The following is a 23,947-nucleotide window of genomic DNA, read 5'->3' on the forward strand; positions in this document are numbered from 1 at the left end:
TCCTCACCCCCGAAGGCAAACCGCGAGCCCAGAGGCGTGCGCCACACCCACCACCCGGCCACCCGGCCACCCGGAGGACGCCCGGCACCCACCGCCGCGCAGAGCACCCGCCGTCGTCGCGCACCGCACCCGCCGCCGATGCCCCAGGTCACGCCGCACCCTCCTACGCCGGTGCCCCCGCCTCCGGCGCCGGCTCGCGGTCCGCCAGCTGCGGTCCCGGTTCCGGGTGCGCGGAGGAGGACGGCTCCGCGACCGTGGGCTCCGGGGAGGACGGCGGTTCCGGTGACGGCGCGGGCGGCTCGGGCGCCGGCGTGGTGCGGGTGGGCGTCGGCTGGTCCGGCGTGGGCCTCGGGCCGCCGCCCCCGGGCTTGGCGGTCTGCCCGGGTCGGGGCGGCGGCGAGGCGGACGCGCCGCCGCGAGCCGGCGCGGAGGCCGACGGCGCCGCCGACGCACCCGCCCCGTCGTCGCCCCGCTTGCCCTTCTTCTTGCCCTTGCCCTTGCCGTCGGCGCGCTCGGCGTCCCCGGCCGCCACGCCCTGGTACCCGGCGCCGCCGGAGACCGCCGGGCCCCCGTCGGCTGCCTCGCCGCCCCCGGACCCGGCCGAGTGGGACGGCCTGGCCCGGCCTGCGTCGCCGTCACCCACGCTCATGCAGCCGGTGGCGGCGGCGACGGCCACGACGGTGGCGGCCAGGCGGACGGGTACGTACAAGGGGCGCACGAGCAGCCACCTCCGGGGGCCGGTGAAGAGTCAATGTGCCCAACTCCCGCCGCCCGCAAGAGGACACGCGCGGACCGCCGCGGAACCACCGAATCGTGCGGCGCTCAGCCGCGGCACCGGCCCGCGGCGCCCATGGCCCGCGCCCCGCTCACCCGTACCCCAGCGCGTGCAGCCGGGCGTCGTCGATCCCGAAGTGGTGGGCGATCTCGTGCACCACGGTGATCTCGGTCTCCGCGACGACGTCCTCCCGGCTCTCGCAGATCCGCAGCGTGGGACCCCGGTAGATGGTGATCCGGTCCGGCAGCACCCCGGCGTACCACTCGCCGCGCTCGGTCAGCGGAGTCCCCTCGTAGAGCCCGAGCAGCTCGGGATCGTCGGCGGGCGGTTCGTCCTCGACGAACACCGCGACGTTGTCCATCAGCCGCGTCAGCTCCGGCGGGATCCGGTCCAGCGCCTCGGCGACCAGTTCCTCGAACTCCTCGCGCGTCATCTCCAGCACAGGCCCATTGTCCGGCACGCCCCCGCCGTACGAGAGGCCCCGGCGCGCGAGAGACCTTGGCGCGCGCGAGGCCCCGCCGCCGATTCGGTGCACCGCATAGCCACCGGCGGACCTGGGCACAAGGCCCCAATGGCCCGCGTCCTCGCCGCAGTCCTGAACGCCCGGAACCGAATGCGCACGTCGTCCCACACCCGAACCCCCAGCCCCTCGCCCGGACAGCCCTCGCCCGAACTCGCCGGCCGGTCCCGCCCCTGGGCCCGCGCCCTCGGCCTGGTCGCGGTCGTCCTGTTCGGCGGCTGGCTGGGACTGCTGGCCGTCGGGCAGGTACGGGTCCCGGTCGGGCCGATGGACACGACGATGACCCTGCGCCCCTCCTTCACCGGCGGCACGAAGATCAACGTCTCGCCGCTGGGCGCCCTGCACCTGGACAGCCACATCGCCCCGGTCCGCCTGGACGTCAACGTCGACCAGCTCGACCCGGTCCGCTCCCAGGCCCTGGTCGACCACCCCGAACGCATCTCCGGCCTCCAGGACGAGATCACCCGCGACGTGGGCGACGGCACCCTCGACCTGGCCGTCCGCTCCGGCGTCGCCGTGGTCGCCGGAGCCACCGCCCTCGGACTCGCCGTCTACCGCCGCCCGCGCCGCGCCCTGGCCGCCGGCGGCCTCGCCCTGACGCTGCTCGCCGCGTCCGGCGTGACGGCGTGGGCGACCTGGAACCCGAAGTCGGTCCTGGAACCCCGCTTCTCCGGACTGCTCAGCTCCGCGCCCTCCCTGGTCGGCGACGCCCGCAGCATCGTCACGGAATTCGACGTCTACCAGAAGGAGTTGGCGCGCCTGGTGACGAACGTGACCAAGCTGTACGACGCCACCTCGACGCTCCCCGCCTACGCGCCCGACCCGACCACCATCCGCGTCCTGCACGTCTCGGACATCCACCTCAACCCGGCGAGCTGGAAGATCATCGCGTCGCTGGTGGAGCAGTACGAGGTGAACGTCATCGTGGACTCCGGCGACACGATGGACCACGGCACGGCGGCGGAGAACGGCTTCCTCGACCCCATCGAGGATCTGGGCGCCCCCTACGTCTGGGTCCGCGGCAACCACGACTCCCGGCTCACCCAGCGCTATCTGGAGGGCCTGGACAACGTCCACGTCCTCGACGACGGCCGCGCGGTGTCCGTCGCCGGACTGCGGTTCGCCGGCATCGGCGATCCCCAGTTCACCCCCGACCGGGCCGCCAAGCCGGGCGCCGAGCAATCCCAGGAGCTGGCGGGCGCCCGCCTGGCCTCGGCGCTGCGCGACCAGCGGGCGGCCGGCACACCGGTGGACGTCGCCATCGCCCACGAACCGGCGGCGGCCCGCCAGACGGACGGCGAGGTCCCGCTGGTGCTGGCCGGCCATGTCCACCACCAGCAGACGGAGGTCATGAAGTACGGCACCCGGCTGCGCGTCGAGGGCTCGACGGGCGGCAGCGGACTGCGCGCGGTGGAGGGGAAGTACCCGGACCCGATCGAGGCGTCGATCCTCTACTTCGACCGCGACACCCGCCGCCTCCAGGCCTGGGACGCCATCCGGCTGGGCGGCCTCGGCCAGACGACGGCGGAGGTCAGCCGCCATCTCGTGGAGGAGAACACCCCGGGCGCGTCCCCGTCCCCGACCGGCTCGGCCACCGGCTCCCCGACCGGCCCGGGCACCCCGCCGTCCGCCTCCCGGCGCCCCTCTCCGTAAACCGTTTTGGCGATCTCTCCCGCCATCCCATATGCTTCTCACGTCCCCGACGCGCTGAGAAGCGCCCAGGCGGGCCGATAGCCCTCATCGTCTAGCGGCCTAGGACGCCGCCCTTTCAAGGCGGTAGCACGGGTTCGAATCCCGTTGGGGGCACGCAGTACGGTGTGCGACACTTGCGTAGTCGGTTCGCACACAACCCACACCTGGTCCTGTGGAGCAGTTTGGAGTGCTCGCCACCCTGTCAAGGTGGAGGCCGCGGGTTCAAATCCCGTCAGGACCGCTGAGGTTTTCGTTTCACGTGAAACCTCGTGGCTGGGTAGCTCAGTTGGTACGAGCGTCCGCCTGAAAAGCGGAAGGTCGCCGGTTCGACCCCGGCCCCAGCCACAGCAAAGGCCCCGATCTTCGGATCGGGGCCTTGTCGCATGTCCGGTGCCCCCGGGCGATATCCACTCGCCAGAGAAATCGGCGGGATGCGATCCTGGACTGCGTATGTCTACGCATCCCGCCCCCGCCCTCGGCTCCCTCGCCTCCCGCCTGACCGAGCTGTCGCTGCGCGACGCGCACCGGCTCGGGCGCAGGCTCGAAGGGGCACGCAAGATCCGCAAGCCGGAGGCCAGGGCCGCCGTGCTCGCCGAGATCGAGGCGGAGGTGGCGAAGGCCGAGGACCGGATGGCCGGGCGGCGCCTGCGCGTCCCCGCCGTGACCTACCCCGAGCAGCTGCCGGTCAGCCAGAAGAAGGACGAGATCGCGGCCGCCATCCGGGATCACCAGGTGGTGATCGTGGCCGGTGAGACCGGGTCCGGCAAGACCACCCAGATCCCCAAGATCTGTCTCGAGCTGGGCCGCGGCGTGCGCGGCATGATCGGGCACACCCAGCCCCGCCGGATCGCGGCCCGCACGGTCGCCGAGCGGGTGGCCGAGGAGCTGCGGACGCCGCTCGGCGAGGCCGTCGGCTGGAAGGTCCGCTTCACCGACCAGGTGAACCCGGACGCCACCTTCATCAAGCTGATGACGGACGGCATCCTGCTCGCCGAGATCCAGACCGACCGCGAGCTGCGCGCCTACGACACGATCATCATCGACGAGGCCCACGAGCGGTCCCTCAACATCGACTTCCTGCTCGGGTATCTCGCGCAGCTGCTGCCGAAGCGGCCCGACCTCAAGGTCGTCATCACCTCGGCGACCATCGACCCCGAGCGTTTCTCCCGGCACTTCGGCGACGCCCCGATCATCGAGGTCAGCGGCCGGACGTATCCGGTGGAGGTGCGCTACCGCCCGCTCCTCGAAGAGGACTCCGACGACGCCGACCGCGACCAGATCACCGCGATCACGGACGCCGTCGAGGAGCTGATGGCCGAGGGCCAGGGCGACATCCTCGTCTTCCTCTCCGGCGAGCGGGAGATCCGCGACACCGCCGACGCGCTGGAGAAGAAGAAGTACCGGTTCACCGAGATCCTGCCGCTGTACGCCCGGCTCTCGCACGCCGAGCAGCACCGGGTCTTCCAGCCGCACACCGGCCGCCGGATCGTCCTCGCGACCAACGTCGCGGAGACGTCCCTGACCGTCCCCGGCATCAAGTACGTCATCGACCCCGGCTTCGCCCGGATCTCCCGCTACAGCCACCGCACCAAGGTCCAGCGGCTGCCCATCGAGCCGATCTCGCAGGCCAGCGCCAACCAGCGCAAGGGCCGCTGCGGCCGTACGTCCGACGGCATCTGCATCCGGCTGTACAGCGAGGAGGACTTCCTCGCCCGCCCGGAGTTCACGGACGCGGAGATCCTGCGCACCAACCTGGCCTCCGTCATCCTGCAGATGACCGCCGCCGGCCTCGGCGACATCGAGAAGTTCCCCTTCATCGACCCGCCGGACCACCGCAACATCCGCGACGGTGTGCAGCTCCTGCAGGAGCTGGGCGCGCTCGACCCGCAGCAGAAGGACCCGCGCAAACGGCTCACCGAGACCGGCCGCAAGCTGGCCCAGCTGCCCGTCGACCCGCGCCTGGCCCGCATGGTGCTGGAGGCGGAGCGCAACGGCTGTGTCCGCGAGGTCATGGTCATAGCGGCCGCGCTGTCCATCCAGGACCCGCGCGAGCGCCCGGCCGACAAGCAGACCCAGGCCGACCAGATGCACGCCCGCTTCAAGGACGAGACCAGCGACTTCCTCGCCTATCTCCACCTGTGGCGGTACATCCGCGAGCAGCAGAAGGAACGGGGCTCCAGCTCCTTCCGCCGCATGTGCAAGCAGGAGTACCTGAACTTCCTGCGCATCCGCGAATGGCAGGACATCTACACCCAGCTGCGCACGGTCGCCAAGCAGATGGGCATCCACCTCAACGAGGACGACGCCCCCGCCGACCGCATCCACGTCTCCCTCCTCGCCGGCCTGCTGTCCCACATCGGGATGAAGGACGTGAAGGACGGCAACAAGAACGAGTACCTGGGCGCGCGCAACGCCAAGTTCGCGATCTTCCCCGGCTCGGCCCTGTTCAGGAAGCAGCCGCGTTTCGTGATGTCCGCGGAGCTGGTGGAGACCAGCCGCCTCTGGGCCCGCGTCAACGCGAAGATCGAACCCGAGTGGGTCGAACCCCTCGCCGGCCACCTCGTCAAGCGCACCTACTCCGAGCCGCACTGGGAGAAGGACCAGGCCGCGGTCATGGCGTACGAGAAGGTCACGCTGTACGGCGTGCCGATCGTCGCCCAGCGGAAGGTGAACTACGGCCGGATCGACCCGGAGGTCAGCCGCGAGCTGTTCATCCGCAACGCGCTGGTCGAGGGCGACTGGCGCACCCATCACAAGTTCTTCGCGGACAACCGCAAGCTGCTGAGCGAGGTCGAGGAGCTGGAGCACCGGGCCCGGCGCCGCGACATCGTCGTGGACGACGAGACCCTGTTCGACTTCTACGACCAGCGGGTCCCCGAACACGTCGTCTCCGGCGCGCACTTCGACTCCTGGTGGAAGCGCAAGCGGCACGAGCAGCCCGACTTCCTGGACTTCGAACGGGAGATGCTGATCCGGGAGTCGGCGGAGGCGGTCACCAAGGCCGACTACCCCGACACCTGGCGGCAGGGGCAGCTGAAGTTCCGCGTCACCTACCAGTTCGAGCCGGGCGCGGACGCCGACGGCGTGACCGTGCACATCCCGCTGCAGGTCCTCAACCAGGTCACCGACGAGGGCTTCGACTGGCAGATCCCGGGTCTGCGGGAGGAGTTGGTGACGGAGCTGATCCGTTCGCTCCCGAAACCGATCCGCCGCAACTACGTGCCCGCGCCGAACTACGCCAAGGCGTTCCTGGAGAAGGCGGTGCCCCTCCAGGAGCCGCTGACCGTGACGATGGCCCGCGAGCTGAAGCGGATGGTCGGCGTGCCCTTCGAGGCGGACGACTTCGACTGGTCGAAGGTGCCGGACCACCTGCGCATCACCTTCCGGATCGTCGACGAACGCCGCCGCAAGCTGGCCGAGGACAAGGACCTGGAGGCACTGAGGCTTCAGCTGAAGCCCAAGGCGCGCAAGGCCCTGTCCCAGGCCGCGGCGGCGACCGCCGTACGGCAGGGCGGGGAGTCCCTGGAGCGCAAGGGCCTCACCGACTGGACCATCGGCACCCTCACCCGCGTCTTCGAGACCCGCCGTGCCGGCCAGCCGGTCAAGGCGTACCCGGCGCTCGTCGACGACGGCGACACGGTGTCCGTGCGCCTCTTCGACACGGAGGCCGAGCAGGCCGAGGCGATGTGGAAGGGCACCCGCCGCCTGATCCTGCGCAACATCCCGGTCAATCCCGCGAAGTTCGCTTCCGAGAAGCTGACGAACGCGCAGAAGCTCGCGCTGTCGGCGAATCCGCACGGCTCCATCCAGGCGCTGTTCGACGACTGCGCGATGGCGGCGGCCGACAAGCTCATCGCCGACTTCGGCGGCCCCGCGTGGGACGAGGAGGCGTACCGGAAGCTGTACGACAAGGTCCGCGCGGACATCGTCGACACGACGGTGCGCACGGTCGCCCAGGTGCAGCAGGTGCTCGCCGCCTGGCAGGCGTGTGAGCGCCGTCTGAAGGCCGTACGCAGCCCCGCGCTGCTGGCCAACCTCCAGGACGTGCGCGGGCAGCTGGACGCCCTGGTGAAGCCGGGCTTCGTGACGGAGACCGGGCTGCGCCGGCTGCCGGACCTGATGCGCTATCTGGTGGCGGCGGACCGCCGGCTCCAGCAGATGCCGACGAACGTCCAGCGGGACACCACCCGCATGGAGAAGATCCGCGAGATGCAGGACGAGTACGCCTGGCTGCTGGAGCAGATGCCGCGGGGCCGTCCCGTCCCGGCGTCGGTCCTGGACATCCGCTGGATGATCGAGGAGCTGCGGGTGAGCTACTTCGCCCACGCGCTGGGCACGGCGTACCCCGTCTCCGACAAGCGGATCGTGAAGGCGATCGACGCGGCGGTCCCGTAACCGCCGTGACGACGCCCCCACACAGGGTGAGTTCGACCAGGGGGCCAGGCTCCTGTAGAGTCCTTCTCGCAGCGCAACGCACGAACAGCGCAGCGAAACCTGGTCCTGTGGAGCAGTTTGGAGTGCTCGCCACCCTGTCAAGGTGGAGGCCGCGGGTTCAAATCCCGTCAGGACCGCGTGAAGCAAGAGGGCCCGCCCCCGAGAGGGAGCGGGCCCTCTTGGTGTGTCCACCGCCGTTCCGGGCCGGGCCGGCCGCGCCGTCTCCGGTGCGGGCCGAGGGCCCTGAAGGCCCCTCACGCCCCTCGCGGCGCATCCGGTATCCCGAATCCGCCCCCGGACCGTATACGGCCGCCCTGGTGGCGCCCGCGCCCTTGACGGCGTCACATTCCGTCGGTACCCCAGGAGTCAGAGCACCGTTCCCGTACGGCCCCCGGAGGTGGCGTATGGCGGCATCGGCGAGGCACGCGACGCGGGCGCTGCTCCGCGCACATCTGTCGGCCGCGTCCTCGTACCGCCATGTGACCCGGCACTGTCCGGTCTGCCACCAGCTGCTCCGCCTGGCCCTGCAGACGCCCGGCCCCGAGGACGGCACCGGCGAGCGGGTCGAGGACGAGAGCCCCTCCCCCGCGTGACGGTCCGCATCCTCAACACCCTTGTGTGGCAAGGGTGCTGGAACACGGGCTTCCACTAGCGCACATACGCCGGAGGCAACAAGTAGCCTGGCATGTGACGGGTGTCACCGCATGAGTTTTTGAAACGGCGGTACTTACCCGGCTCCTACAACTGGTCAATTTAATATGTGCAATTGTACTGCTGTCGAAGGATGTCCCACAGCTGTTCCGACACCCCTCCCCAGACTTCGACAAGCCCGCTCACAGAGGTGTCCGGACCGGTCGTTGCGCGCACAAAAAAGATCGCGCTGGACCCGGCGGAGTCCAGCGCGATCGACGACGCACCCTGGCTGATGTCTCGGAACCGTGGGCGAGGGCCCTGTTGGGGCAGGACCCGCGTCGCTTGGAGCTACGGTTCGGGCTGCCCGGCGGGTTGGGGGACCTGCCGGTATGCCCGGTTATGCAGTTGTTCAGGCCTCGCTGCGCTGCTGCGGGATGCCCGCGAGCAGAGCGCGGACCTCGGCCTCGCGGTAGCGGCGGTGCCCGCCGAGCGTGCGGATCGACGTGAGCTTGCCGGCCTTCGCCCACCGCGTGACCGTCTTGGGGTCGACGCGGAACATGGTGGCGACCTCAGCCGGGGTCAGCAGCGGCTCGGCATCAGGGGTGCGAGCGGTCATGAGCGGCCTCCTCGGGAGAACCGAACCTTCTCGGTTCTTTCCTCTAAATTCTGCACCTTGACCCGCGTTGCCCGAAATGGCGGACGCGAGTCGAGTCGGTTATAGGACGAACGGCTTGTCCTCGGCACTACAACTACACCATCTGTCCAGCCGCGTCGGCCAAACCGATGGAATTGCCCTCCCAGGTGTTCATCACCGACGGAAGCCGATGGACCATGCCATAGCGGACAGTCACGCCACTGTGACGATCAGTCACAGGGCGATCAGGAGGCACCAGACCCCCCAAAGCGTGCAATGCGGAGATTCCACCCACAGTGGAACACACCAGGACGGACAGAGCCCTCCCCGGACTCCTTGTCCTATTTTGGCACGAGGAGGGGCAAGGGACGCAAGGGCGGTGCTACGTGCGGTCCGTCACCCTTGACACACCGTCGCCACATAAGACCGGATCGGGACCTGTGTCCCTCATGACGATCCGTAAGGTGTGTCCCACGTCACTCACCCGCGGCCGCGCGCCCCACGAGTCGCACCACGGGCCTCAGTTCGCGGAGCGCAGGTCCCGCACCGCGCGCCACCGCTCCACCAGCCGGCCGTAGGCCTCGCCCGCGGCCGCCCCGTCGCCGTTGCGCAGCGCCTCGATGCCCGCGGCCACGTCGGCCGCCGAGTGGTCGTCCTCCAGGTCGCCGGCCGGCAGGGCGTGCACCAGCCCGCCGTAGTCCAGTTCGACCAGCGAGCGCGGGTGGAACTCCTCCAGCCAGCGCCCCACGTCCACCAGGCCGTCGATGAGCGGCCCCTCGTCCATGGCCTCGCGCAGGGTGCGCAGGGCCCGGGCCACCCGGCGGCGGGCCTGCACCATGGGCGTGCGGTAGCGCAGCACCGGGGCGGTGTCCTCCGACACGCCCCCGGTGCCCTTGACGTACTCCCGCTCCTCGTCGGCGACCAGCACGAACCAGTTCAGCGGCACCTGCCAGGTCGCGGTGCGGATCCAGGGGCGGGCGTCGGGGTTGCGGGCGAGCCAGCGCTCGTAGTCCTGGGTGGCCTGGTGGCGCACGACCGGGGGCAGCACCGCGTCCAGGACCGGCGCCGGCAGCTCCTCGGCGAGATCGCCGAGCGCCTGCCAGCCGCGCAGCCGGGTGCGCCACGGGCAGACGTGGACCACCCCGCCGGCCTCCAGCACGAACGCGTCACCGCTCTCGTGCACCGGGACCGCGACCGGCGGGGTGGGCAGCAGATCGGCCAGGGAACGACGCAGTTCGTCCTGGTACGAGGGGCGGTCGGGGCGGCGGGCGTAGCGCTCCCAGTGTCCGCGCTCCGGCTGGGGGAAGGCGGCCAGCGGTTCGTACACGCGCAGGTATGCCGCGTACGGGACGATCACCGAGGACACCTTGGGCACGCCTGCTCCCTCCCCCGCCGGGTGCCGGGGAAACCTGCGGGACCCGCCGGCGAAGCCGCTGGAAAACCATTCAAATCGTCGCACGCCCGTACTCCGTGCGGAGGTGATCCTGACCACTGCCGGTTCAGCGGGCCGATCAGGCTCTAATCTCGTGCTCACAGCGCCCGCCGCCCTCCCCTCTGCCACAAGCGTGGGGGGACCCCAGGGGGCTGCATCCCACCCGCCGTTCTCACCTCAGGAGTCACCACCGTGACCGACGTAACCAACGGCGTCCTGCACACCCTGTTCCAGTCGGACCAGGGGGGTCATGAGCAAGTCGTGCTCTGCCAGGACCGCGCCAGCGGCCTCAAGGCCGTCATCGCCATCCACTCCACCGCGCTGGGCCCCGCCCTCGGCGGTACCCGCTTCTACCCGTACGCGACCGAGGAAGAGGCCGTCGCCGACGCGCTGAACCTCGCGCGCGGGATGTCGTACAAGAACGCCATGGCCGGGCTGGACCACGGCGGCGGCAAGGCCGTGATCATCGGTGACCCCGAGAAGATCAAGACCGAGGCGCTGCTGCTCGCCTACGGCCGGTTCGTCGCCTCCCTCGGTGGCCGTTACGTCACCGCCTGCGACGTCGGCACCTACGTCGCCGACATGGACGTCGTGGCGCGCGAGTGCCGCTGGACCACCGGCCGCTCCCCGGAGAACGGCGGCGCGGGCGACTCCTCCGTGCTCACCGCCTTCGGTGTCTACCAGGGCATGCGGGCCAGCGCCCAGCACCTGTGGGGCGACCCGACGCTGCGCGGCCGCAAGGTCGGCATCGCGGGTGTCGGCAAGGTGGGCCACCACCTGGTCGAGCACCTGCTCGACGAGGGCGCCGAGGTCGTCGTCACCGATGTCCGCGAGGACGCCGTCCGGCGGATCCTCGACCGGCACCCCGGCCGCGTGACGGCGGTCGCCGACACCGAGGCGCTGATCCGCCTGGACGGGCTGGACGTCTACGCGCCCTGCGCGCTCGGCGGCGCGCTGAACGACGACACCGTGCCGGTGCTGACCGCCAAGGTGGTGTGCGGCGCGGCCAACAACCAGCTGGCCCACCCGGGCGTCGAGAAGGACCTCGCCGACCGCGGGATCCTCTACGCACCGGACTACGTGGTGAACGCCGGCGGGGTCATCCAGGTCGCCGACGAGCTGCACGGCTTCGACTTCGAGCGGTGCAAGACGAAGGCGGCGAAAATCTACGACACCACGCTCGCCATATTCGCACGTGCGAAGACGGACGGGATTCCGCCGGCCGCGGCGGCCGACCGGATCGCCGAGCAGCGGATGGCCGAGGCCGCCGCGGCACGCGGATGGTGACGTTCCGCGGGAGGTTCCGGGTGAGGTTCCGCGCGGCCGTGGCGCGGGTTTGAGCGGTACCTGCCGGTGGGCGGTTAGAGAGAACTCTCACGTCCACCGGCGGGTCGTTCGCCGATAAGTGGTTAAAATCGCCACTGACCAGCGAGGACAGGGCGCCTCGAAGGTCCTGGGCGCGGGCACGTCATGCGGGCGACGTACCGTATGGGCGCGGGCTCAGGTACCGTGGAAGCCCTACGGACCGGCCTCTCCGCGGAGAGTCCGTTCCGGACCATGAACGCGTGTCAAGACTCTGGGGCCGTCGAGCCCCGTCGTTGAGGGGGTCGAGCCATGGGGCGCGGCCGGGCCAAGGCCAAGCAGACGAAGGTCGCCCGCCAGCTGAAGTACAACAGCGGTGGGACTGACCTCGCACGCCTGGCCGAGGAGCTGGGCGCATCGACGTCGAACCAGTCGCCGAACGGCGACCGCTTCGAGGACGATGAGCACGACGACGACCTGTACGCAAAGTACGCCGACCTCTACGAGGACGACGAGGACGAGGACGACGACTCCTCGCGCCACCGTCGCGGCGCTTGACCTTGCACTGAGCATCAACCCGGTCGGTGACCTCGGTCACCGACCGGGTTCTGTGCTGCCCGCAAGGGCTCAGCTCGCGTAGTCGCCCACCAGGGCGGCGCCCGTCTCGTGGTCGCCGCGGTCGGTGATCTCGCCGGCGACCCAGGCGTCGACCCCGCGGTCGGCCAGCGTCGCCAGGGCCACGTCGGTGGACTCCTCGGGGACGATGGCGATCATGCCCACGCCCATGTTGAGGGTCTTCTCCAGCTCCAGCCGCTCGACCTGACCGGTCCTGCCGACCAGGTCGAAGACGGGGGCCGGGGTCCAGGTGGAGCGGTCGACGACCGCGTGCAGCCCGTCCGGGATGACCCGTGCCAGGTTGGCGGCCAGGCCGCCGCCCGTGATGTGGCTGAAGGCGTGCACCTCGGTGGTGCGGGTGAGGGCCAGGCAGTCCAGCGAGTAGATCTTCGTGGGCTCCAGCAGCTCCTCGCCGAGGGTGCGGCCCAGCTCGTCGATCCGCGCGTCCAGGGACAGCCCCGCCTCGTTCAGCAGCACGTGGCGGACCAGGGAGTACCCGTTCGAGTGAAGACCGGAGGCCGCCATGGCGATCACCGCGTCACCCGTACGGATACGATCCGCGCCGAGCAGCCGGTCGGCCTCCACGACGCCCGTACCGGCGCCCGCGACGTCGAAGTCGTCCTCGCCCAGCAGACCGGGGTGCTCGGCCGTCTCACCGCCCACCAGGGCGCAGCCGGCCAGCACACAGCCCTCCGCGATGCCCTTCACGATGGCGGCGACCCGCTCGGGGTGGACCTTGCCGACGCAGATGTAGTCGGTCATGAACAGCGGCTCGGCGCCGCAGACGACGATGTCGTCCATGACCATCGCGACCAGGTCGTGGCCAATTGTGTCGTACACGCCCATCCGGCGGGCGATGTCGACCTTCGTGCCCACGCCGTCGGTGGCGGAGGCGAGCAGCGGGCGCTCGTAGCGCTTGAGGGCGGAGGCGTCGAAGAGGCCGGCGAAACCGCCGAGGCCGCCGAGGACCTCGGGGCGCTGGGTCTTCTTCACCCACTCCTTCATCAGCTCGACCGCGCGGTCGCCCGCTTCGATGTCGACGCCCGCGGCTGCGTAGCTGGCACCAGTTGTCTCAGACATGGCTATGAGAACTTTCGTGTCGTACGGCAGGTAACGCGGACGGGCTACGGGCGACGGATGGCGTCGGCGGCGGCCGTGGCGGCGGGACCGGCGGCGAGCTCGGTCTCCAGCAGCTGCTTGCCCAGCAGCTCGGGGTCGGGGAGTTCCATCGGGTACTCGCCGTCGAAGCAGGCGCGGCACAGGTTCGGCTTGGCGATCGTGGTCGCCTCGATCATGCCGTCGAGCGAGATGTAGGCGAGGGAGTCGGCGCCCAGGCTGGTGCCGATCTCCTCGATGGTCATGCCGTTGGCGATCAGCTCGGCACGGGTGGCGAAGTCGATGCCGAAGAAGCAGGGCCACTTCACGGGCGGCGAGGAGATCCGGATGTGGACCTCGGCGGCGCCCGCCTCGCGGAGCATGCGGACCAGGGCGCGCTGGGTGTTGCCGCGCACGATCGAGTCGTCGACGACGACCAGGCGCTTGCCCTTGATGACTTCCTTCAGCGGGTTCAGCTTCAGGCGGATGCCCAGCTGGCGGATGGTCTGCGAGGGCTGGATGAACGTGCGTCCGACGTACGCGTTCTTGACCAGGCCGGCGCCGAACGGGATGCCGGAGGCCTCCGCGTAGCCGATCGCGGCCGGGGTGCCGGACTCCGGGGTCGCTATGACCAGGTCGGCCTCGACCGGGGCCTCCTTCGCCAGGCGGCGGCCCATCTCCACGCGGGAGAGGTACACGTTCCGGCCGGCGATGTCGGTGTCCGGGCGGGCCAGGTACACGTACTCGAAGACGCAGCCCTTGGGCTTCGCTTGTGCGAATCGGGAGGTGCGCAGGCCGTTCTCGTCGATGGCGACGAACTCGCCCGGCTCGATCTCGCGGACGAAGCTCGCGCCGCAGATGTCGAGCGCGGCGGACTCGGAGGCGACCACCCAGCCGCGCTCCAGGCGGCCGAGGACCAGCGGGCGGATGCCCTGCGGGTCGCGGGCGGCGTACAGCGTGTGCTCGTCCATGAAGACGAGGGAGAAAGCGCCACGGACCTTCGGCAGGACCGTGTGGGCGGCTTCCTCGATGGTCAGCGGCTTGCCGTCCTCGTCGACCTGGGCGGCCAGCAGGGCCGTCAGCAGGTCGGTGTCGTTGGTGGCCGCCACCCGCGTCGACCGGGTGTTGTTGTCGTTCGGCAGCTCGGCGACCATCTCGGCGAGCTGCGCCGTGTTGACCAGGTTGCCGTTGTGGCCGAGCGCGATGGAACCGTGCGCGGTGGCGCGGAACGTCGGCTGGGCGTTCTCCCACACGGAGGCGCCGGTGGTCGAGTAGCGGGCGTGTCCGACCGCGATGTGACCCTGGAGCGAACCGAGCGAGGTCTCGTCGAAGACCTGGGAGACCAGGCCCATGTCCTTGAAGACGAGGATCTGGGAGCCGTTGCTGACCGCGATTCCCGCGGATTCCTGACCCCGATGCTGGAGGGCGTAGAGCCCGAAGTACGTGAGCTTGGCGACCTCTTCACCCGGAGCCCAGACACCGAAGACGCCACACGCGTCCTGGGGGCCTTTCTCGCCGGGGAGCAGGTCGTGGTTGAGTCGTCCGTCACCACGTGGCACGCCTCCGAGTGTAGGCGAGGTCGACCACTGGTCCGAATTGGGGATACGCCCGCGCAGTGGATCACTTGGCCGCGACGGCGGTCACGCTCTCGCCGTTTTCGCTGGTCAGCGTGAGGGTGCGGTGATCGATCCGGTACTCGACCGTGCCGCCGAAGAGCCGCAGCAGCCGCTTCTCCGTGTCCATGAGTGAGGCTTCGCACATCATTCGGGTGGTGGACGGCCTGCCCAGGGTGATATTGCCGTCGCGTACGGTCGCGGTGGCGCTCACCTTGTTGCAGCCGAGGCGGCCGGTGACCTTGCCGCTCGCGCCGTCCTCCGCGAACGTCAGGTGCGCCTCGGCGTCCTGCGGGAGCGACCGGGCGACGCCGTCGGCGCCGAGTGCCGTGACGTTCCAGCGGGTGCCGAGCAGGGGCGCGTCCTGCTCCTTGCTGAGCCGCACGGTGTCGCCTCCGTCCGTGGTCAGGGTCAGCCGGTTCTTGTCCATGTCCGCCTTCAGCGGGCCGTCGGCAAGGGTGCGGGCCAGGGTCTGCTCGAACTTCATCGGCTTGTCCTCGCAGCCCATCTCGGTCACCGAGGCGTCGGCGAGCCGGACGCGGTCGCCGTCGAAGGAGGCCCGGGCGCTGAAGTGGTTGCAGCCGAAGTTGCCCCGCGCCCTGCCGCTGTCGTCGATCGTGACGTAGGCGCCGGCCGGGGCGTCGTGCCGCGTGCCGTCCACCGTGACGCCGTCGACGGCCCAGTGGACGCCGGTGAGGGAGCCGACGCCGGCTCCTGCGGGCCGGCTGCCGGGCTGCTCGCTGCCGCAGGCCGCCGCGAGGGGCAGCAGGGCGAGGACGGCTGCGGTGAGGGTGATGCGGTGCGTCTGCCTGTACATGCCGCTTCGACGGGGCGACCGGGGTGATCGGTTCCACCCGCGGTCCGTCGCCGCGCTACGCGAGGACCGGCAGCAGCCCGCCGAGGTCGGCGCGCTCGCCGCTCGCGCTGACCTTGGCGTCCGCCAGCGCCTCGGTCCAGGTGACCCGTCCGGTCGCGAGCCGGATCCAGGTCAGCGGGTCGGTCTCCACCACGTTGGGCGGGGTGCCGCGGGTGTGCCGCGGCCCCTCGACGCACTGCACGACCGCGTACGGCGGGATCCGCACCTCCGTGGACGCGCCGGGCGCCTTCGCGGCCAGCGCGTCGGCCAGCAGCCGCGTGCAGGCGGCGAGGGCCTGACGGTCGTACGGGATGTCCAGGCCGGGGACGGCGGCGTTCAGGTCGTCGGTGTGGACGACGAGTTCGATGGTGCGGGTGACCAGGAAGTCGGTGAGCGACATGGCGCCGGACCGCAGGTCCAGGACGCGGCCCTCCGGGGCGGCGGCGAGGCGCTCGGTCAGCTCCTCCTCGGTGCGCGCGTACAGCGCGTCGAGGTCGGGCTCGGCCGCGGCCAGCTGCCGGGCGCCGTCGGCGATGGCCGCGGCGAACGGGGCGGTCACGGACGGGTAGTCCAGCAGCGTGAGGTCCGCCTTCGGCGGTTCCGGGCGCTCCAGGGCGCGGCCGACCGCGGCGACGGCCATCGTGAGGTGGGCGGCCAGGTCCCGCACGGTCCACTCGCCCAGCCGGGTGGGCAGGGCCAGCTGCTCGGGCGTCAGCCCGCTCACGGCCCGGCGTACCTGCCCGAACTGGGCGGTCACCGCGGCACGGATCTTGACGGGGTCGTAGGTGCGGGTGCGCTTCTTGGCCGGGGGCATGGCGGTGACCTTAGTCGGCGCGGAAGGACGCGGGGGCGGGCAGGGTGACGTCGGTGCAGCCGCGGCGGGCGGTGACGTCGTCGACGTAGCCGCGGAAGAGCTTCTCCAGCTGGGCCGCGGCCACCTTGTCGTAGCCGTAGGCGGCCGTCATGGTGTGGATCTGCGCCCGCCCCGCGCAGACGGAGGACGCCCACCAGACCGGCTGGCGGCCGTCGCGGCCGGCCTGGCCCGGCTCGGCGCGGGTGCCGGATCCGGTGGAGCCGTCGGTCCCGAGGTGGACGTTCTTCGCGTGCTCGCCGGAGTAGGTGTGCAGGGCGACGAACCACTGGCCGGGGCGGCTCGGGCGGCCGGCGCCCGGCAGGCTGTCCGCGTGGCCGTGCCACAGCGTGCTCGCCCGCGACCGGCTCAGCACCAGCACGCACCGCTCGTCCCACAGCCGGGCGTCGGTGCGGCTCGCGAGGACCTGGTCGGGAAGGAGCCGGTCACGCGGGAAGCCCGCCGCCCGGTACCAGGCGCAGGTGCCGAAGGCGCGGGAGGCCGGGGTGGGGCCGGGCGTCAGGGCGGGTATGCCGTCCGGCGGATCGGGCAGGCGGCCGGGGCAGCCCAGCCGCTCGGCGAGGTTGTTGGCGGTGCCGACGGCGGTCTGCGCGAGGACGTCGCGGTCGTGCGCGGTGAGCTGCTCCCGCTCGGTGAAGGGCCGCCCGGTCATCAGGGTGGCTCTCGCCCACAGCGCGCTGATCCGCTGCCCGTTCACCCTGCCCCTGGGGCAGGGCAGCTCGACCACGACGCCCGAGTCGGTGACCATCCCCGCGATGCCTCCGCCGAGCGGCTGCGCGGGGTAGGTGTAGCGGCCGAAGGGGTCGCCGACCGGGTCCCACGGCTGCTCGGGGGTCTGGCGCTCGCCGGAGGGCACGACGCCCACCGCCCCGGTGAAGAACCACCGCGCGCCGCTCGCCGAGCCGGTCCTCTCCCCCGCCTCGGTGCTGAACAGCTCGCAGTCCTGCCCGCTCGGCAGGGACTCCAGCTCGATGGTGCCCTCCTCGGCCTGCCGGTGGGTGAGGGTGCCGCCCGCCGGGGACAGCGCGAGGACCCGGCCGGCCGGGACCAGGCCCGCGCACGCCGCGTCGATCTGCCGTCTGGCGTCCCAGACCTGCCAGATCTCGCGGCCGGCGAAGCCGGTGCCGGCCACGGCGACCACGCACAGCAGCACGTTGAGGGCCTTGCGGACCCCGTCCGGAACCTTCACCGCTGCTCCCCCCGGTTCGGCCTGCCGGAACGGCTCGTGTCTCCGACGTTACCGTCGGGCACTGACAAGGCCCCGTCCGGCTCCGGGAGCCGGACGGGGCCTCGCGGGTCACCGTTTACGCGAACAGCGCCGGGATGGTGCTCTCGTGGGCGGTGCGCAGCTCGTCCAGGGTGAGGGTGAACTCGCCCTGGACCTCGACCGTGTCGCCGTCCACGACGCCGACGCGCGTGGCCGGGAGGCCGCGGGCGCCGCACATGTCGGTGAAGCGGACCTCCTCGGAGCGCGGGACGGCGACGATCGCGCGGCCCGCGGACTCGGAGAAGAGGAAGGTGAAGGCGTCCAGACCGTCGGGGACGATCAGACGGGCGCCCTTGCCGCCGAGCAGCGCCGACTCCACGACCGCCTGGATGAGACCGCCGTCGGACAGGTCGTGCGCGGCGTCGATCATGCCGTCGCGGGAGGCGGAGATCAGGATCTCGGCCAGCAGGCGCTCGCGCTCCAGGTCGACCTTCGGGGGCAGGCCGCCGAGGTGGTCGTGGATCACCTGGGACCAGGCCGAGCCGCCGAACTCCTCGCGGGTGTCGCCGAGCAGGTAGAGGAGCTGGCCCTCCTCCCGGAAGGCGACCGGGGTGCGGCGGGCGACGTCGTCGATCACGCCGAGGACCGCCACGACCGGCGTCGGGTGGATGGCGGCCTCGCCGGTCTGGTTGTACAGCGAGACGTTGCCGCCGGTCACCGGCGTGCCGAGCTGCTGGCAGGCGTCCGCCAGACCGCGCACGGCCTCCGCGAACTGCCACATGACCGCGGGGTCCTCGGGGGAGCCGAAGTTCAGGCAGTCCGAGACCGCGAGCGGCTTGGCGCCGGTCGTGGCCACGTTGCGGTAGGCCTCGGCGAGGGCCAGCTGCGCGCCCGCGTACGGGTCGAGCTTGGCGTACCGGCCGTTGCCGTCGGTCGCGATGGCGACGCCGAGGCCGGTCTCCTCGTCGATGCGGATCATGCCGGAGTCCTCGGGCTGGGCGAGGACGGTGTTGCCCTGCACGAAGTGGTCGTACTGGGACGTGATCCACTTCTTGGAGGCCTGGTTGGGCGACGCGACCAGCTTGAGGACCTGGTCCTTCAGCTCGTCCGGGGTCTGCGGGCGCGGCAGCTTGTTCGCGTCGTCCGCCTGGAGTTCGTCCTGCCAGGCCGGGCGGGCGTAGGGGCGCTCGTAGGTGGGGCCCTCGTGGGCGACCGTGCGCGGGTCGACGTCGACGATCTTCTCGCCGTGCCAGAAAATCTCCAGGCGGTCGCCGTCGGTCACCTCACCGATGACGGTGGCGATGACGTCCCACTTGTCGCAGATCTCCAGGAAGCGGTCGACCTTGTCCGGCTCGACGACCGCGCACATGCGCTCCTGCGACTCGCTCATGAGGATCTCCTCGGGCGAGAGCGTGGAGTCGCGCAGCGGGACGTCGTCCAGGGTGACGCGCATGCCGCCGGAGCCGTTCGACGCCAGCTCGGACGTGGCACAGGACAGGCCCGCCGCGCCGAGGTCCTGGATGCCGACGACCAGCTTCTCCTTGAAGGCCTCCAGGGTGCACTCGATGAGGAGCTTCTCCTGGAAGGGGTCGCCGACCTGCACCGCGGGGCGCTTGGACGGCTTGGCGTCGTCGAAGGTCTCGGAGGCCAGGATGGAGGCGCCGCCGATGCCGTCGCCGCCGGTCCGGGCGCCGTACAGGATGACCTTGTTGCCCGCGCCGGACGCCTTGGCGAGGTGGATGTCCTCGTGCCGCATCACGCCGATGCAGCCGGCGTTGACCAGCGGGTTGCCCTGGTAGACGGCGTCGAAGACGACCTCGCCGCCGATGTTGGGCAGGCCCAGGCAGTTGCCGTAGCCGCCGATGCCGGCGACCACGCCGGGCAGGACGCGCTTGGTGTCGGGGTGGTCGGCCGCGCCGAAGCGCAGCGGGTCCACGACGGCCACCGGGCGGGCGCCCATGGCGATGATGTCGCGGACGATGCCGCCGACACCCGTGGCCGCGCCCTGGTAGGGCTCGACGTACGACGGGTGGTTGTGCGACTCGACCTTGAAGGTGACCGCGTAGCCCTGGCCGACGTCGACCACGCCGGCGTTCTCGCCGATGCCGACGAGCAGGGCGTCGTTCTCGGGGGCCTTCTCGCCGAACTGGCGGAGGTGGACCTTGGAGGACTTGTACGAGCAGTGCTCGGACCACATGACCGAGTACATGGCCAGCTCCGCGCCGGTGGGGCGGCGGCCGAGGATCTCGACGATCCGCTCGTACTCGTCCTTCTTCAGGCCGAGTTCGGCCCAGGGCAGCTCGACGTCGGGGGTCGCGGTCGCGTGCTCGACCGTGTCCAGAGGCGTCCGGCTCATGCGTTGACCAGCTTCTTGAGGATCGAGGTGAAGAACGGGAGGCCGTCGGTGCGGCCGGTGCCGATCAGCGGCTCCACGGCGTGCTCCGGGTGCGGCATCAGACCGACGACGTTGCCCGCCTCGTTGGTGATGCCGGCGATGTCGCGCAGCGAGCCGTTGGGGTTGAAGTCCAGGTAGCGGAACGCGACCCGGCCCTCGGCCTCCAGCTTGTCGAGCGTGTACTCGTCGGCGACGTACCGCCCGTCCATGTTCTTCAGCGGGATGTGGATCTCCTGGCCGGCGGTGTAGTCGGCGGTCCAGGCGGTGTCCGCGTTCTCCACCCGCAGCTTCTGGTCGCGGCAGATGAAGTGCAGGTGGTCGTTGCCGAGCATCGCGCCGGGCAGCAGGTGGGCCTCGGTGAGGATCTGGAAGCCGTTGCAGATGCCGAGGAGCGGCAGACCGGCCTTCGCCTGGTCGATGACCGTGTCCATCACCGGCGAGAAGCGGGCGATGGCACCGGCGCGCAGATAGTCGCCGTAGGAGAAACCGCCGCACAGCACGACGGCGTCGACCTGCTTCAGGTCCTTGTCCTTGTGCCACAGAGCGACGGGTTCTGCGCCCGCGAGGCGGATCGCGCGCTGCGTGTCCCGGTCGTCGAGAGAGCCCGGGAAAGTGACGACGCCAATACGAGCGGTCACTTCACGGCCTCCGCGACTTCCTCGACGCGGACGGTGAAGTCCTCGATCACGGTGTTGGCGAGGAAGGATTCCGCAAGATCGTGGATGCGGGCGAGCGCGGCCTCGTCGACCGGCCCGTCAACTTCCAGTTCGAAACGCTTTCCCTGGCGGACGTCCGAGATCCCGTCGAAACCCAGCCGCGGCAGTGCGCGCTGCACCGCCTGGCCCTGGGGGTCGAGGATCTCCGGCTTGAGCATGACGTCGACTACGACGCGTGCCACTGGCACTCCCGGTGTGTGGTGCTGAGCAGGTTCCTTCAGACTACCCGCACAAAATTTCTACGCGGGTAGAGTTGTAGGAACCTACGGACCGCCCGTCACGATCCGGCATCGGAGCCACCCCTTCACGAAAAGTTCAGGGAAAGATCCGGGATAGCTCCGCAACGGCTATTGCGCCGGGGACACGCGGGGAGATTTAGTCGGGCTTCCCATTGCTTTGCCGGGCACTGTACAAATGAATTGGCAATAGCCGATACTCGGCACGTCATTGCAGATGAGCTGCTTTGAGGTGCCGCACGAAGGGACCGATATTCGTGGCGCAAAAGGTCGTGGTCACCCTCTTCGACGACATCGACGGCTCGGAAGCGGCGGAAACGATCGCGTTCGGACTCGACGGCAAGTCGTACGAGATCGACCTGAATGAAGCCAATGCCAGGAAACTGCGCAAGGCGCTCGCGCCCTACGTGGAGGCCGGCCGCAAGCGGTCGAAGTCGGGCAGGGCCTACAGGCAGACCGAGGTCGCCCCCGACCCGGCGGCCGTGCGCGCCTGGGCGCAGGCCAACAAGATGGAGGTCCCCGCCCGCGGCCGCATCCCGAAGAAGGTCTACGAGGCGTTCGCCGCCGCCCAGTGAGGCCACCGCCCCGTGAGGCCCCGCGCGGCCCCGGCCCGGCGGGGCCGACGGCCGCTCAGCCGCCCCTCGCGTCAACCGACTTGCGCAGCACCCCCGCTGATCAGCTAGAGTCTGGAGCACGCCGAGGGGCGAGGCCGAAAGGCCCGGCTCACGGACACGCGGGTGTAGTTCAGTAGCAGAACATCCCCCTTCCAGGGGGAAGGCGCAGTGTGCAATTCCTGTCACCCGCTCTGCACCACCACCGTACGGACCACTGTTGTGGATCAGGTAGGCTGGTGCCCGCACCGGTCAGTGAAAGCTGGTCGGGAGCAATGCGGACGTAGCTCAGTTGGTAGAGCGCAACCTTGCCAAGGTTGAGGTCGCGAGTTCGAGCCTCGTCGTCCGCTCCAGTCATCAAGGCTCCGGTCATCCGACCGGGGCCTTCGGTGTTTTCCGGGTCCCTTTTCCTCGCCTTGCCCCGCCCTCCCTCCTCCTGGCCTCGTCTGCCGCCGCCTTCTGACATTTGTCATGCCCGCCGGTGACAGCGCGCACTGCCGGACCGCCCCGGCCGCCGGGAGGCTGAAGGCATGAACACAAACGGACACGAGCCTGTGATCGAGGTCACCGACCTCACACGTGTCTACGGGGGCGGGTTCGAAGCTGTGCGCGGGATCACGTTCGACGTGGCGCGCGGTGAGGTCTTCGCACTGCTGGGCACCAACGGCGCCGGCAAGACGTCCACCGTCGAGCTGCTGGAGGGACTGGCACCGCCGAGCGCGGGCCGAGTGCGGGTGCTCGGGCACGACCCCTACGGCGAGCGGGACGCCGTACGGCCGCGGACCGGGGTGATGCTCCAGGAGGGCGGGTTCCCGGCGGAGCTGACCGTCGGCGAGACCGTGCGGATGTGGGCGGGCTGCACCAGCGGCGCCCGGCCCGTCGACGAGGCGCTGCGGACCGTCGGGCTCGCGAAGCGGGCCGGGGTACGGGTCAAGCAGCTCTCCGGCGGGGAGCGGCGGCGCCTCGACCTGGCGCTCGCCCTGCTCGGCGACCCCGAGGTGCTGTTCCTGGACGAGCCGACGACCGGGCTCGACGCCGAGGGCCGGCGCGACACCTGGAACCTGGTGCGGGCCCTGCGCGACGCCGGTACGACGGTGCTGCTGACCACGCACTACCTGGAGGAGGCCGAGGAGCTGGCCGACCGGCTGGCGATCCTGCACGAGGGGCGGATCGCGGCGCGCGGCACCCCCGAGGAGGTGACCGCCGCCCAGCCGTCCCGGATCTCCTTCGAGCTGCCCGACGGCTGGTTTCCGGGCGACCTGCCCGCACTCGGCGCGCTGGGCGTCGTCGGACACGAGATGGACGGCCGGACCGTGCGGCTGCGGACGCACGAGCCGCAACGGGCCGCGACCGGGCTGCTGGTGTGGGCGCGCGACGCCGGGGTGGAACTGCGGCGGCTGGACGTACGCCCGGCCTCCCTGGAGGAGGCGTTCCTGGGGATCGCCGGGCGGGCCTCGGCCCTCGCGGCACAGCACTCGCACGGGGAGGGGGCCGCCGTATGAGCACCACGACTGTCACGGAGCGCCGGAGCACGACGACCGTCGCGGGGCGGATGGGCGCGCTGGCGCGCGCCGAGCTGACCCTGCTGGGACGCAGCAGGGCGACGATCGTCTCCGTGGTGCTCGTGCCGCTGCTGCTGCCGTTCAGCGTGCGGGCCGCGGTCGACGAGATGGACCTCAAGGAGGCCGGGCTGACCGTCGGCACCGTGCTGCTGCCCGCCGCCGTCGGCTTCTCCCTGCTCTTCGCCGTGTACGCGGCCCTCACCACCGCCTACGTCACGCGCCGCGAGGAGCTGGTGCTCAAGCGGCTGCGGACCGGTGAGCTGCGGGACCGCGAGATCCTCGTCGGGGCGGCGCTGCCGGCCTCCGGCATCGGCATCGCGCAGTCGGTGCTGCTCGCGGTGGGCTGCGCGGCGCTGCTCGACGTCGGGGCCCCGTCCGCGCCCCATCTCGCGGTGCTCGGCCTGCTGTTGGGGATCGTGCTGTGCGGGGCACTGGCCGCCGCCACCGCCGCCTTCACCCGGACCGCGGAGAGCGCGCAGGTGACCTCGCTGCCGGTGCTGTTCGTCTCCATGCTGGGCTCGGGGATCACCGTGCCGCTGGAGGTGCTGCCGGAGCGGGTGGCGTCCGTGTGCGAACTGCTGCCGCTGACCCCGGTGATCACCCTGGTGCGGGGCGGCTGGACCGGGGACCTGTCCGGCTACGACGCACTGGGCGCCGTCGCCACCGCGCTGGCCTGGACCGCTGTCGCGGTGTTTGCTGTACGGCGGTGGTTCCGGTGGGAGCCGAGGCGCTGACGGAGGGGGCGGGT

At 71.0% G+C, this 23,947-nt stretch carries 20 protein-coding genes and 6 tRNA genes; 14 read left to right on the forward strand and 12 right to left on the reverse strand.

Features of this window, described 5'->3' with window-relative positions:
- Window positions 1–163: 163 nt before the first annotated feature.
- Entirely contained in the window at window positions 164–718 is a 555-nt protein-coding gene (locus tag G7Z13_RS16695) for a hypothetical protein (RefSeq protein ID WP_166000190.1), read from the reverse strand.
- Window positions 719–866: 148 nt separating this feature from the next.
- Window positions 867–1,217: a metallopeptidase family protein gene (locus G7Z13_RS16700; RefSeq protein ID WP_189696131.1), complete on the reverse strand. Its 351-nt coding sequence runs from the start codon at window positions 1,215–1,217 to the stop codon at window positions 867–869.
- Window positions 1,218–1,346: 129 nt separating this feature from the next.
- Between G7Z13_RS16700 and G7Z13_RS16705 the strand changes: the two genes are divergently transcribed.
- The 7 genes from G7Z13_RS16705 (at window position 1,347) to G7Z13_RS16735 (ending at window position 8,014) form a co-directional block, all read left to right on the forward strand.
- Window positions 1,347–2,948, forward strand: coding sequence for a metallophosphoesterase (locus G7Z13_RS16705; protein WP_166000192.1), 1,602 nt, complete (start codon window positions 1,347–1,349; stop codon window positions 2,946–2,948).
- A gap of 80 nt (window positions 2,949–3,028) precedes the next feature.
- Window positions 3,029–3,101: transfer RNA gene (locus G7Z13_RS16710), tRNA-Glu, on the forward strand.
- Window positions 3,102–3,153: 52 nt separating this feature from the next.
- A tRNA-Asp gene (locus tag G7Z13_RS16715) sits at window positions 3,154–3,228 on the forward strand.
- Window positions 3,229–3,258: 30 nt separating this feature from the next.
- A tRNA-Phe gene (locus G7Z13_RS16720) sits at window positions 3,259–3,332 on the forward strand.
- Window positions 3,333–3,437: 105 nt separating this feature from the next.
- The gene (hrpA, locus tag G7Z13_RS16725; protein WP_166000194.1) at window positions 3,438–7,382 is read left to right on the forward strand and encodes an ATP-dependent RNA helicase HrpA; all 3,945 of its coding nucleotides are present in this window, start codon (window positions 3,438–3,440) and stop codon (window positions 7,380–7,382) included.
- A 101-nt stretch (window positions 7,383–7,483) separates the two neighbouring features.
- Window positions 7,484–7,558, forward strand: a tRNA-Asp gene (locus G7Z13_RS16730).
- A gap of 267 nt (window positions 7,559–7,825) precedes the next feature.
- On the forward strand, window positions 7,826–8,014 hold the full coding sequence (locus G7Z13_RS16735) for a DUF6274 family protein (RefSeq protein WP_166000196.1): 189 nt from the start codon (window positions 7,826–7,828) through the stop codon (window positions 8,012–8,014).
- 449 nt (window positions 8,015–8,463) lie between these two features.
- Here the strand turns inward: G7Z13_RS16735 and bldC are convergent, their stop codons facing one another.
- Together bldC and G7Z13_RS16745 are read right to left on the reverse strand one after the other, a co-directional pair.
- Window positions 8,464–8,670 carry a developmental transcriptional regulator BldC gene (bldC, locus tag G7Z13_RS16740; protein ID WP_003949541.1) on the reverse strand — a complete coding sequence of 69 codons (207 nt, stop codon included), beginning with the start codon at window positions 8,668–8,670 and terminating at the stop codon, window positions 8,464–8,466.
- 538 nt (window positions 8,671–9,208) lie between these two features.
- On the reverse strand, window positions 9,209–10,063 hold the full coding sequence (locus G7Z13_RS16745; RefSeq protein ID WP_166000198.1) for a hypothetical protein: 855 nt from the start codon (window positions 10,061–10,063) through the stop codon (window positions 9,209–9,211).
- Window positions 10,064–10,312: 249 nt separating this feature from the next.
- Here G7Z13_RS16745 and G7Z13_RS16750 point away from each other — a divergent pair, with 249 nt between their 5' ends.
- Both G7Z13_RS16750 and G7Z13_RS16755 read left to right on the forward strand, forming a co-directional pair.
- The gene (locus tag G7Z13_RS16750) at window positions 10,313–11,407 is read left to right on the forward strand and encodes a Glu/Leu/Phe/Val dehydrogenase (protein WP_166000200.1); all 1,095 of its coding nucleotides are present in this window, start codon (window positions 10,313–10,315) and stop codon (window positions 11,405–11,407) included.
- Between the two features lie 327 nt (window positions 11,408–11,734).
- Complete coding sequence (locus G7Z13_RS16755; protein WP_166000202.1) at window positions 11,735–11,980, forward strand: DUF3073 domain-containing protein; 246 nt, start codon at window positions 11,735–11,737, stop codon at window positions 11,978–11,980.
- Between the two features lie 69 nt (window positions 11,981–12,049).
- On the opposite strand, the gene purM is transcribed toward G7Z13_RS16755, so the two are convergent.
- The 8 genes from purM to purS all read right to left on the reverse strand — a co-directional run bounded on the left by purM (window position 12,050) and on the right by purS (window position 20,972).
- Window positions 12,050–13,117, reverse strand: coding sequence for a phosphoribosylformylglycinamidine cyclo-ligase (purM, locus tag G7Z13_RS16760; protein ID WP_166000203.1), 1,068 nt, complete (start codon window positions 13,115–13,117; stop codon window positions 12,050–12,052).
- A 44-nt stretch (window positions 13,118–13,161) separates the two neighbouring features.
- Window positions 13,162–14,691 (reverse strand): amidophosphoribosyltransferase, encoded by a 1,530-nt coding sequence (purF, locus tag G7Z13_RS16765; protein ID WP_166000205.1) that lies wholly within the window; start codon window positions 14,689–14,691, stop codon window positions 13,162–13,164.
- Between the two features lie 61 nt (window positions 14,692–14,752).
- Complete coding sequence (locus tag G7Z13_RS16770) at window positions 14,753–15,562, reverse strand: META domain-containing protein (RefSeq protein WP_166000207.1); 810 nt, start codon at window positions 15,560–15,562, stop codon at window positions 14,753–14,755.
- A gap of 55 nt (window positions 15,563–15,617) precedes the next feature.
- Window positions 15,618–16,415 (reverse strand): maleylpyruvate isomerase family mycothiol-dependent enzyme, encoded by a 798-nt coding sequence (locus G7Z13_RS16775; protein ID WP_166000209.1) that lies wholly within the window; start codon window positions 16,413–16,415, stop codon window positions 15,618–15,620.
- A 10-nt stretch (window positions 16,416–16,425) separates the two neighbouring features.
- A complete protein-coding gene (locus G7Z13_RS16780) occupies window positions 16,426–17,661 on the reverse strand; it encodes a hypothetical protein (RefSeq protein WP_166000211.1) in 1,236 nt (411 codons plus the stop codon).
- A 115-nt stretch (window positions 17,662–17,776) separates the two neighbouring features.
- The gene (purL, locus tag G7Z13_RS16785) at window positions 17,777–20,035 is read right to left on the reverse strand and encodes a phosphoribosylformylglycinamidine synthase subunit PurL (RefSeq protein ID WP_166000213.1); all 2,259 of its coding nucleotides are present in this window, start codon (window positions 20,033–20,035) and stop codon (window positions 17,777–17,779) included.
- Window positions 20,032–20,712, reverse strand: a complete 681-nt coding sequence (purQ, locus tag G7Z13_RS16790; RefSeq protein ID WP_166000215.1) for a phosphoribosylformylglycinamidine synthase subunit PurQ — start codon at window positions 20,710–20,712, stop codon at window positions 20,032–20,034. Before purQ ends, purL begins: the two co-directional genes overlap by 4 nt.
- The gene (purS, locus tag G7Z13_RS16795; protein ID WP_030251612.1) at window positions 20,709–20,972 is read right to left on the reverse strand and encodes a phosphoribosylformylglycinamidine synthase subunit PurS; all 264 of its coding nucleotides are present in this window, start codon (window positions 20,970–20,972) and stop codon (window positions 20,709–20,711) included. Before purS ends, purQ begins: the two co-directional genes overlap by 4 nt.
- Window positions 20,973–21,283: 311 nt before the next feature.
- Here purS and G7Z13_RS16800 point away from each other — a divergent pair, with 311 nt between their 5' ends.
- From G7Z13_RS16800 to G7Z13_RS16820, 5 genes are all read left to right on the forward strand, one after another.
- The gene (locus G7Z13_RS16800; protein WP_166000216.1) at window positions 21,284–21,601 is read left to right on the forward strand and encodes an Lsr2 family protein; all 318 of its coding nucleotides are present in this window, start codon (window positions 21,284–21,286) and stop codon (window positions 21,599–21,601) included.
- Between the two features lie 158 nt (window positions 21,602–21,759).
- Window positions 21,760–21,831: transfer RNA gene (locus G7Z13_RS16805), tRNA-Gly, on the forward strand.
- A gap of 83 nt (window positions 21,832–21,914) precedes the next feature.
- Window positions 21,915–21,990, forward strand: a tRNA-Gly gene (locus tag G7Z13_RS16810).
- Window positions 21,991–22,167: 177 nt separating this feature from the next.
- A complete protein-coding gene (locus tag G7Z13_RS16815) occupies window positions 22,168–23,139 on the forward strand; it encodes an ABC transporter ATP-binding protein (RefSeq protein WP_166000218.1) in 972 nt (323 codons plus the stop codon).
- The gene (locus tag G7Z13_RS16820; RefSeq protein WP_166000220.1) at window positions 23,136–23,933 is read left to right on the forward strand and encodes an ABC transporter permease; all 798 of its coding nucleotides are present in this window, start codon (window positions 23,136–23,138) and stop codon (window positions 23,931–23,933) included. Before G7Z13_RS16815 ends, G7Z13_RS16820 begins: the two co-directional genes overlap by 4 nt.
- The last annotated feature ends 14 nt before the right edge of the window (window positions 23,934–23,947 follow it).

This window comes from Streptomyces sp. JB150 (assembly GCF_011193355.1).
Classification (GTDB): Bacteria; Actinomycetota; Actinomycetes; order Streptomycetales; family Streptomycetaceae; genus Streptomyces.

Bases quoted from the DNA above. Each gene is read 5' to 3' on its own strand.
- G7Z13_RS16705 (WP_166000192.1), top strand. From the start codon at position 1,347: ATGGCCCGCGTCCTCGCCGCAGTCCTGAACGCCCGGAACCGAATGCGC.
- hrpA (WP_166000194.1), top strand. From the start codon at position 3,438: ATGTCTACGCATCCCGCCCCCGCCCTCGGCTCCCTCGCCTCCCGCCTG.
- G7Z13_RS16735 (WP_166000196.1), top strand. From the start codon at position 7,826: ATGGCGGCATCGGCGAGGCACGCGACGCGGGCGCTGCTCCGCGCACAT.
- bldC (WP_003949541.1), bottom strand. From the start codon at position 8,670: ATGACCGCTCGCACCCCTGATGCCGAGCCGCTGCTGACCCCGGCTGAG.
- G7Z13_RS16755 (WP_166000202.1), top strand. From the start codon at position 11,735: ATGGGGCGCGGCCGGGCCAAGGCCAAGCAGACGAAGGTCGCCCGCCAG.
- purM (WP_166000203.1), bottom strand. From the start codon at position 13,117: ATGTCTGAGACAACTGGTGCCAGCTACGCAGCCGCGGGCGTCGACATC.
- G7Z13_RS16770 (WP_166000207.1), bottom strand. From the start codon at position 15,562: ATGTACAGGCAGACGCACCGCATCACCCTCACCGCAGCCGTCCTCGCC.
- G7Z13_RS16775 (WP_166000209.1), bottom strand. From the start codon at position 16,415: ATGCCCCCGGCCAAGAAGCGCACCCGCACCTACGACCCCGTCAAGATC.
- purL (WP_166000213.1), bottom strand. From the start codon at position 20,035: ATGAGCCGGACGCCTCTGGACACGGTCGAGCACGCGACCGCGACCCCC.
- G7Z13_RS16815 (WP_166000218.1), top strand. From the start codon at position 22,168: ATGAACACAAACGGACACGAGCCTGTGATCGAGGTCACCGACCTCACA.
- G7Z13_RS16820 (WP_166000220.1), top strand. From the start codon at position 23,136: ATGAGCACCACGACTGTCACGGAGCGCCGGAGCACGACGACCGTCGCG.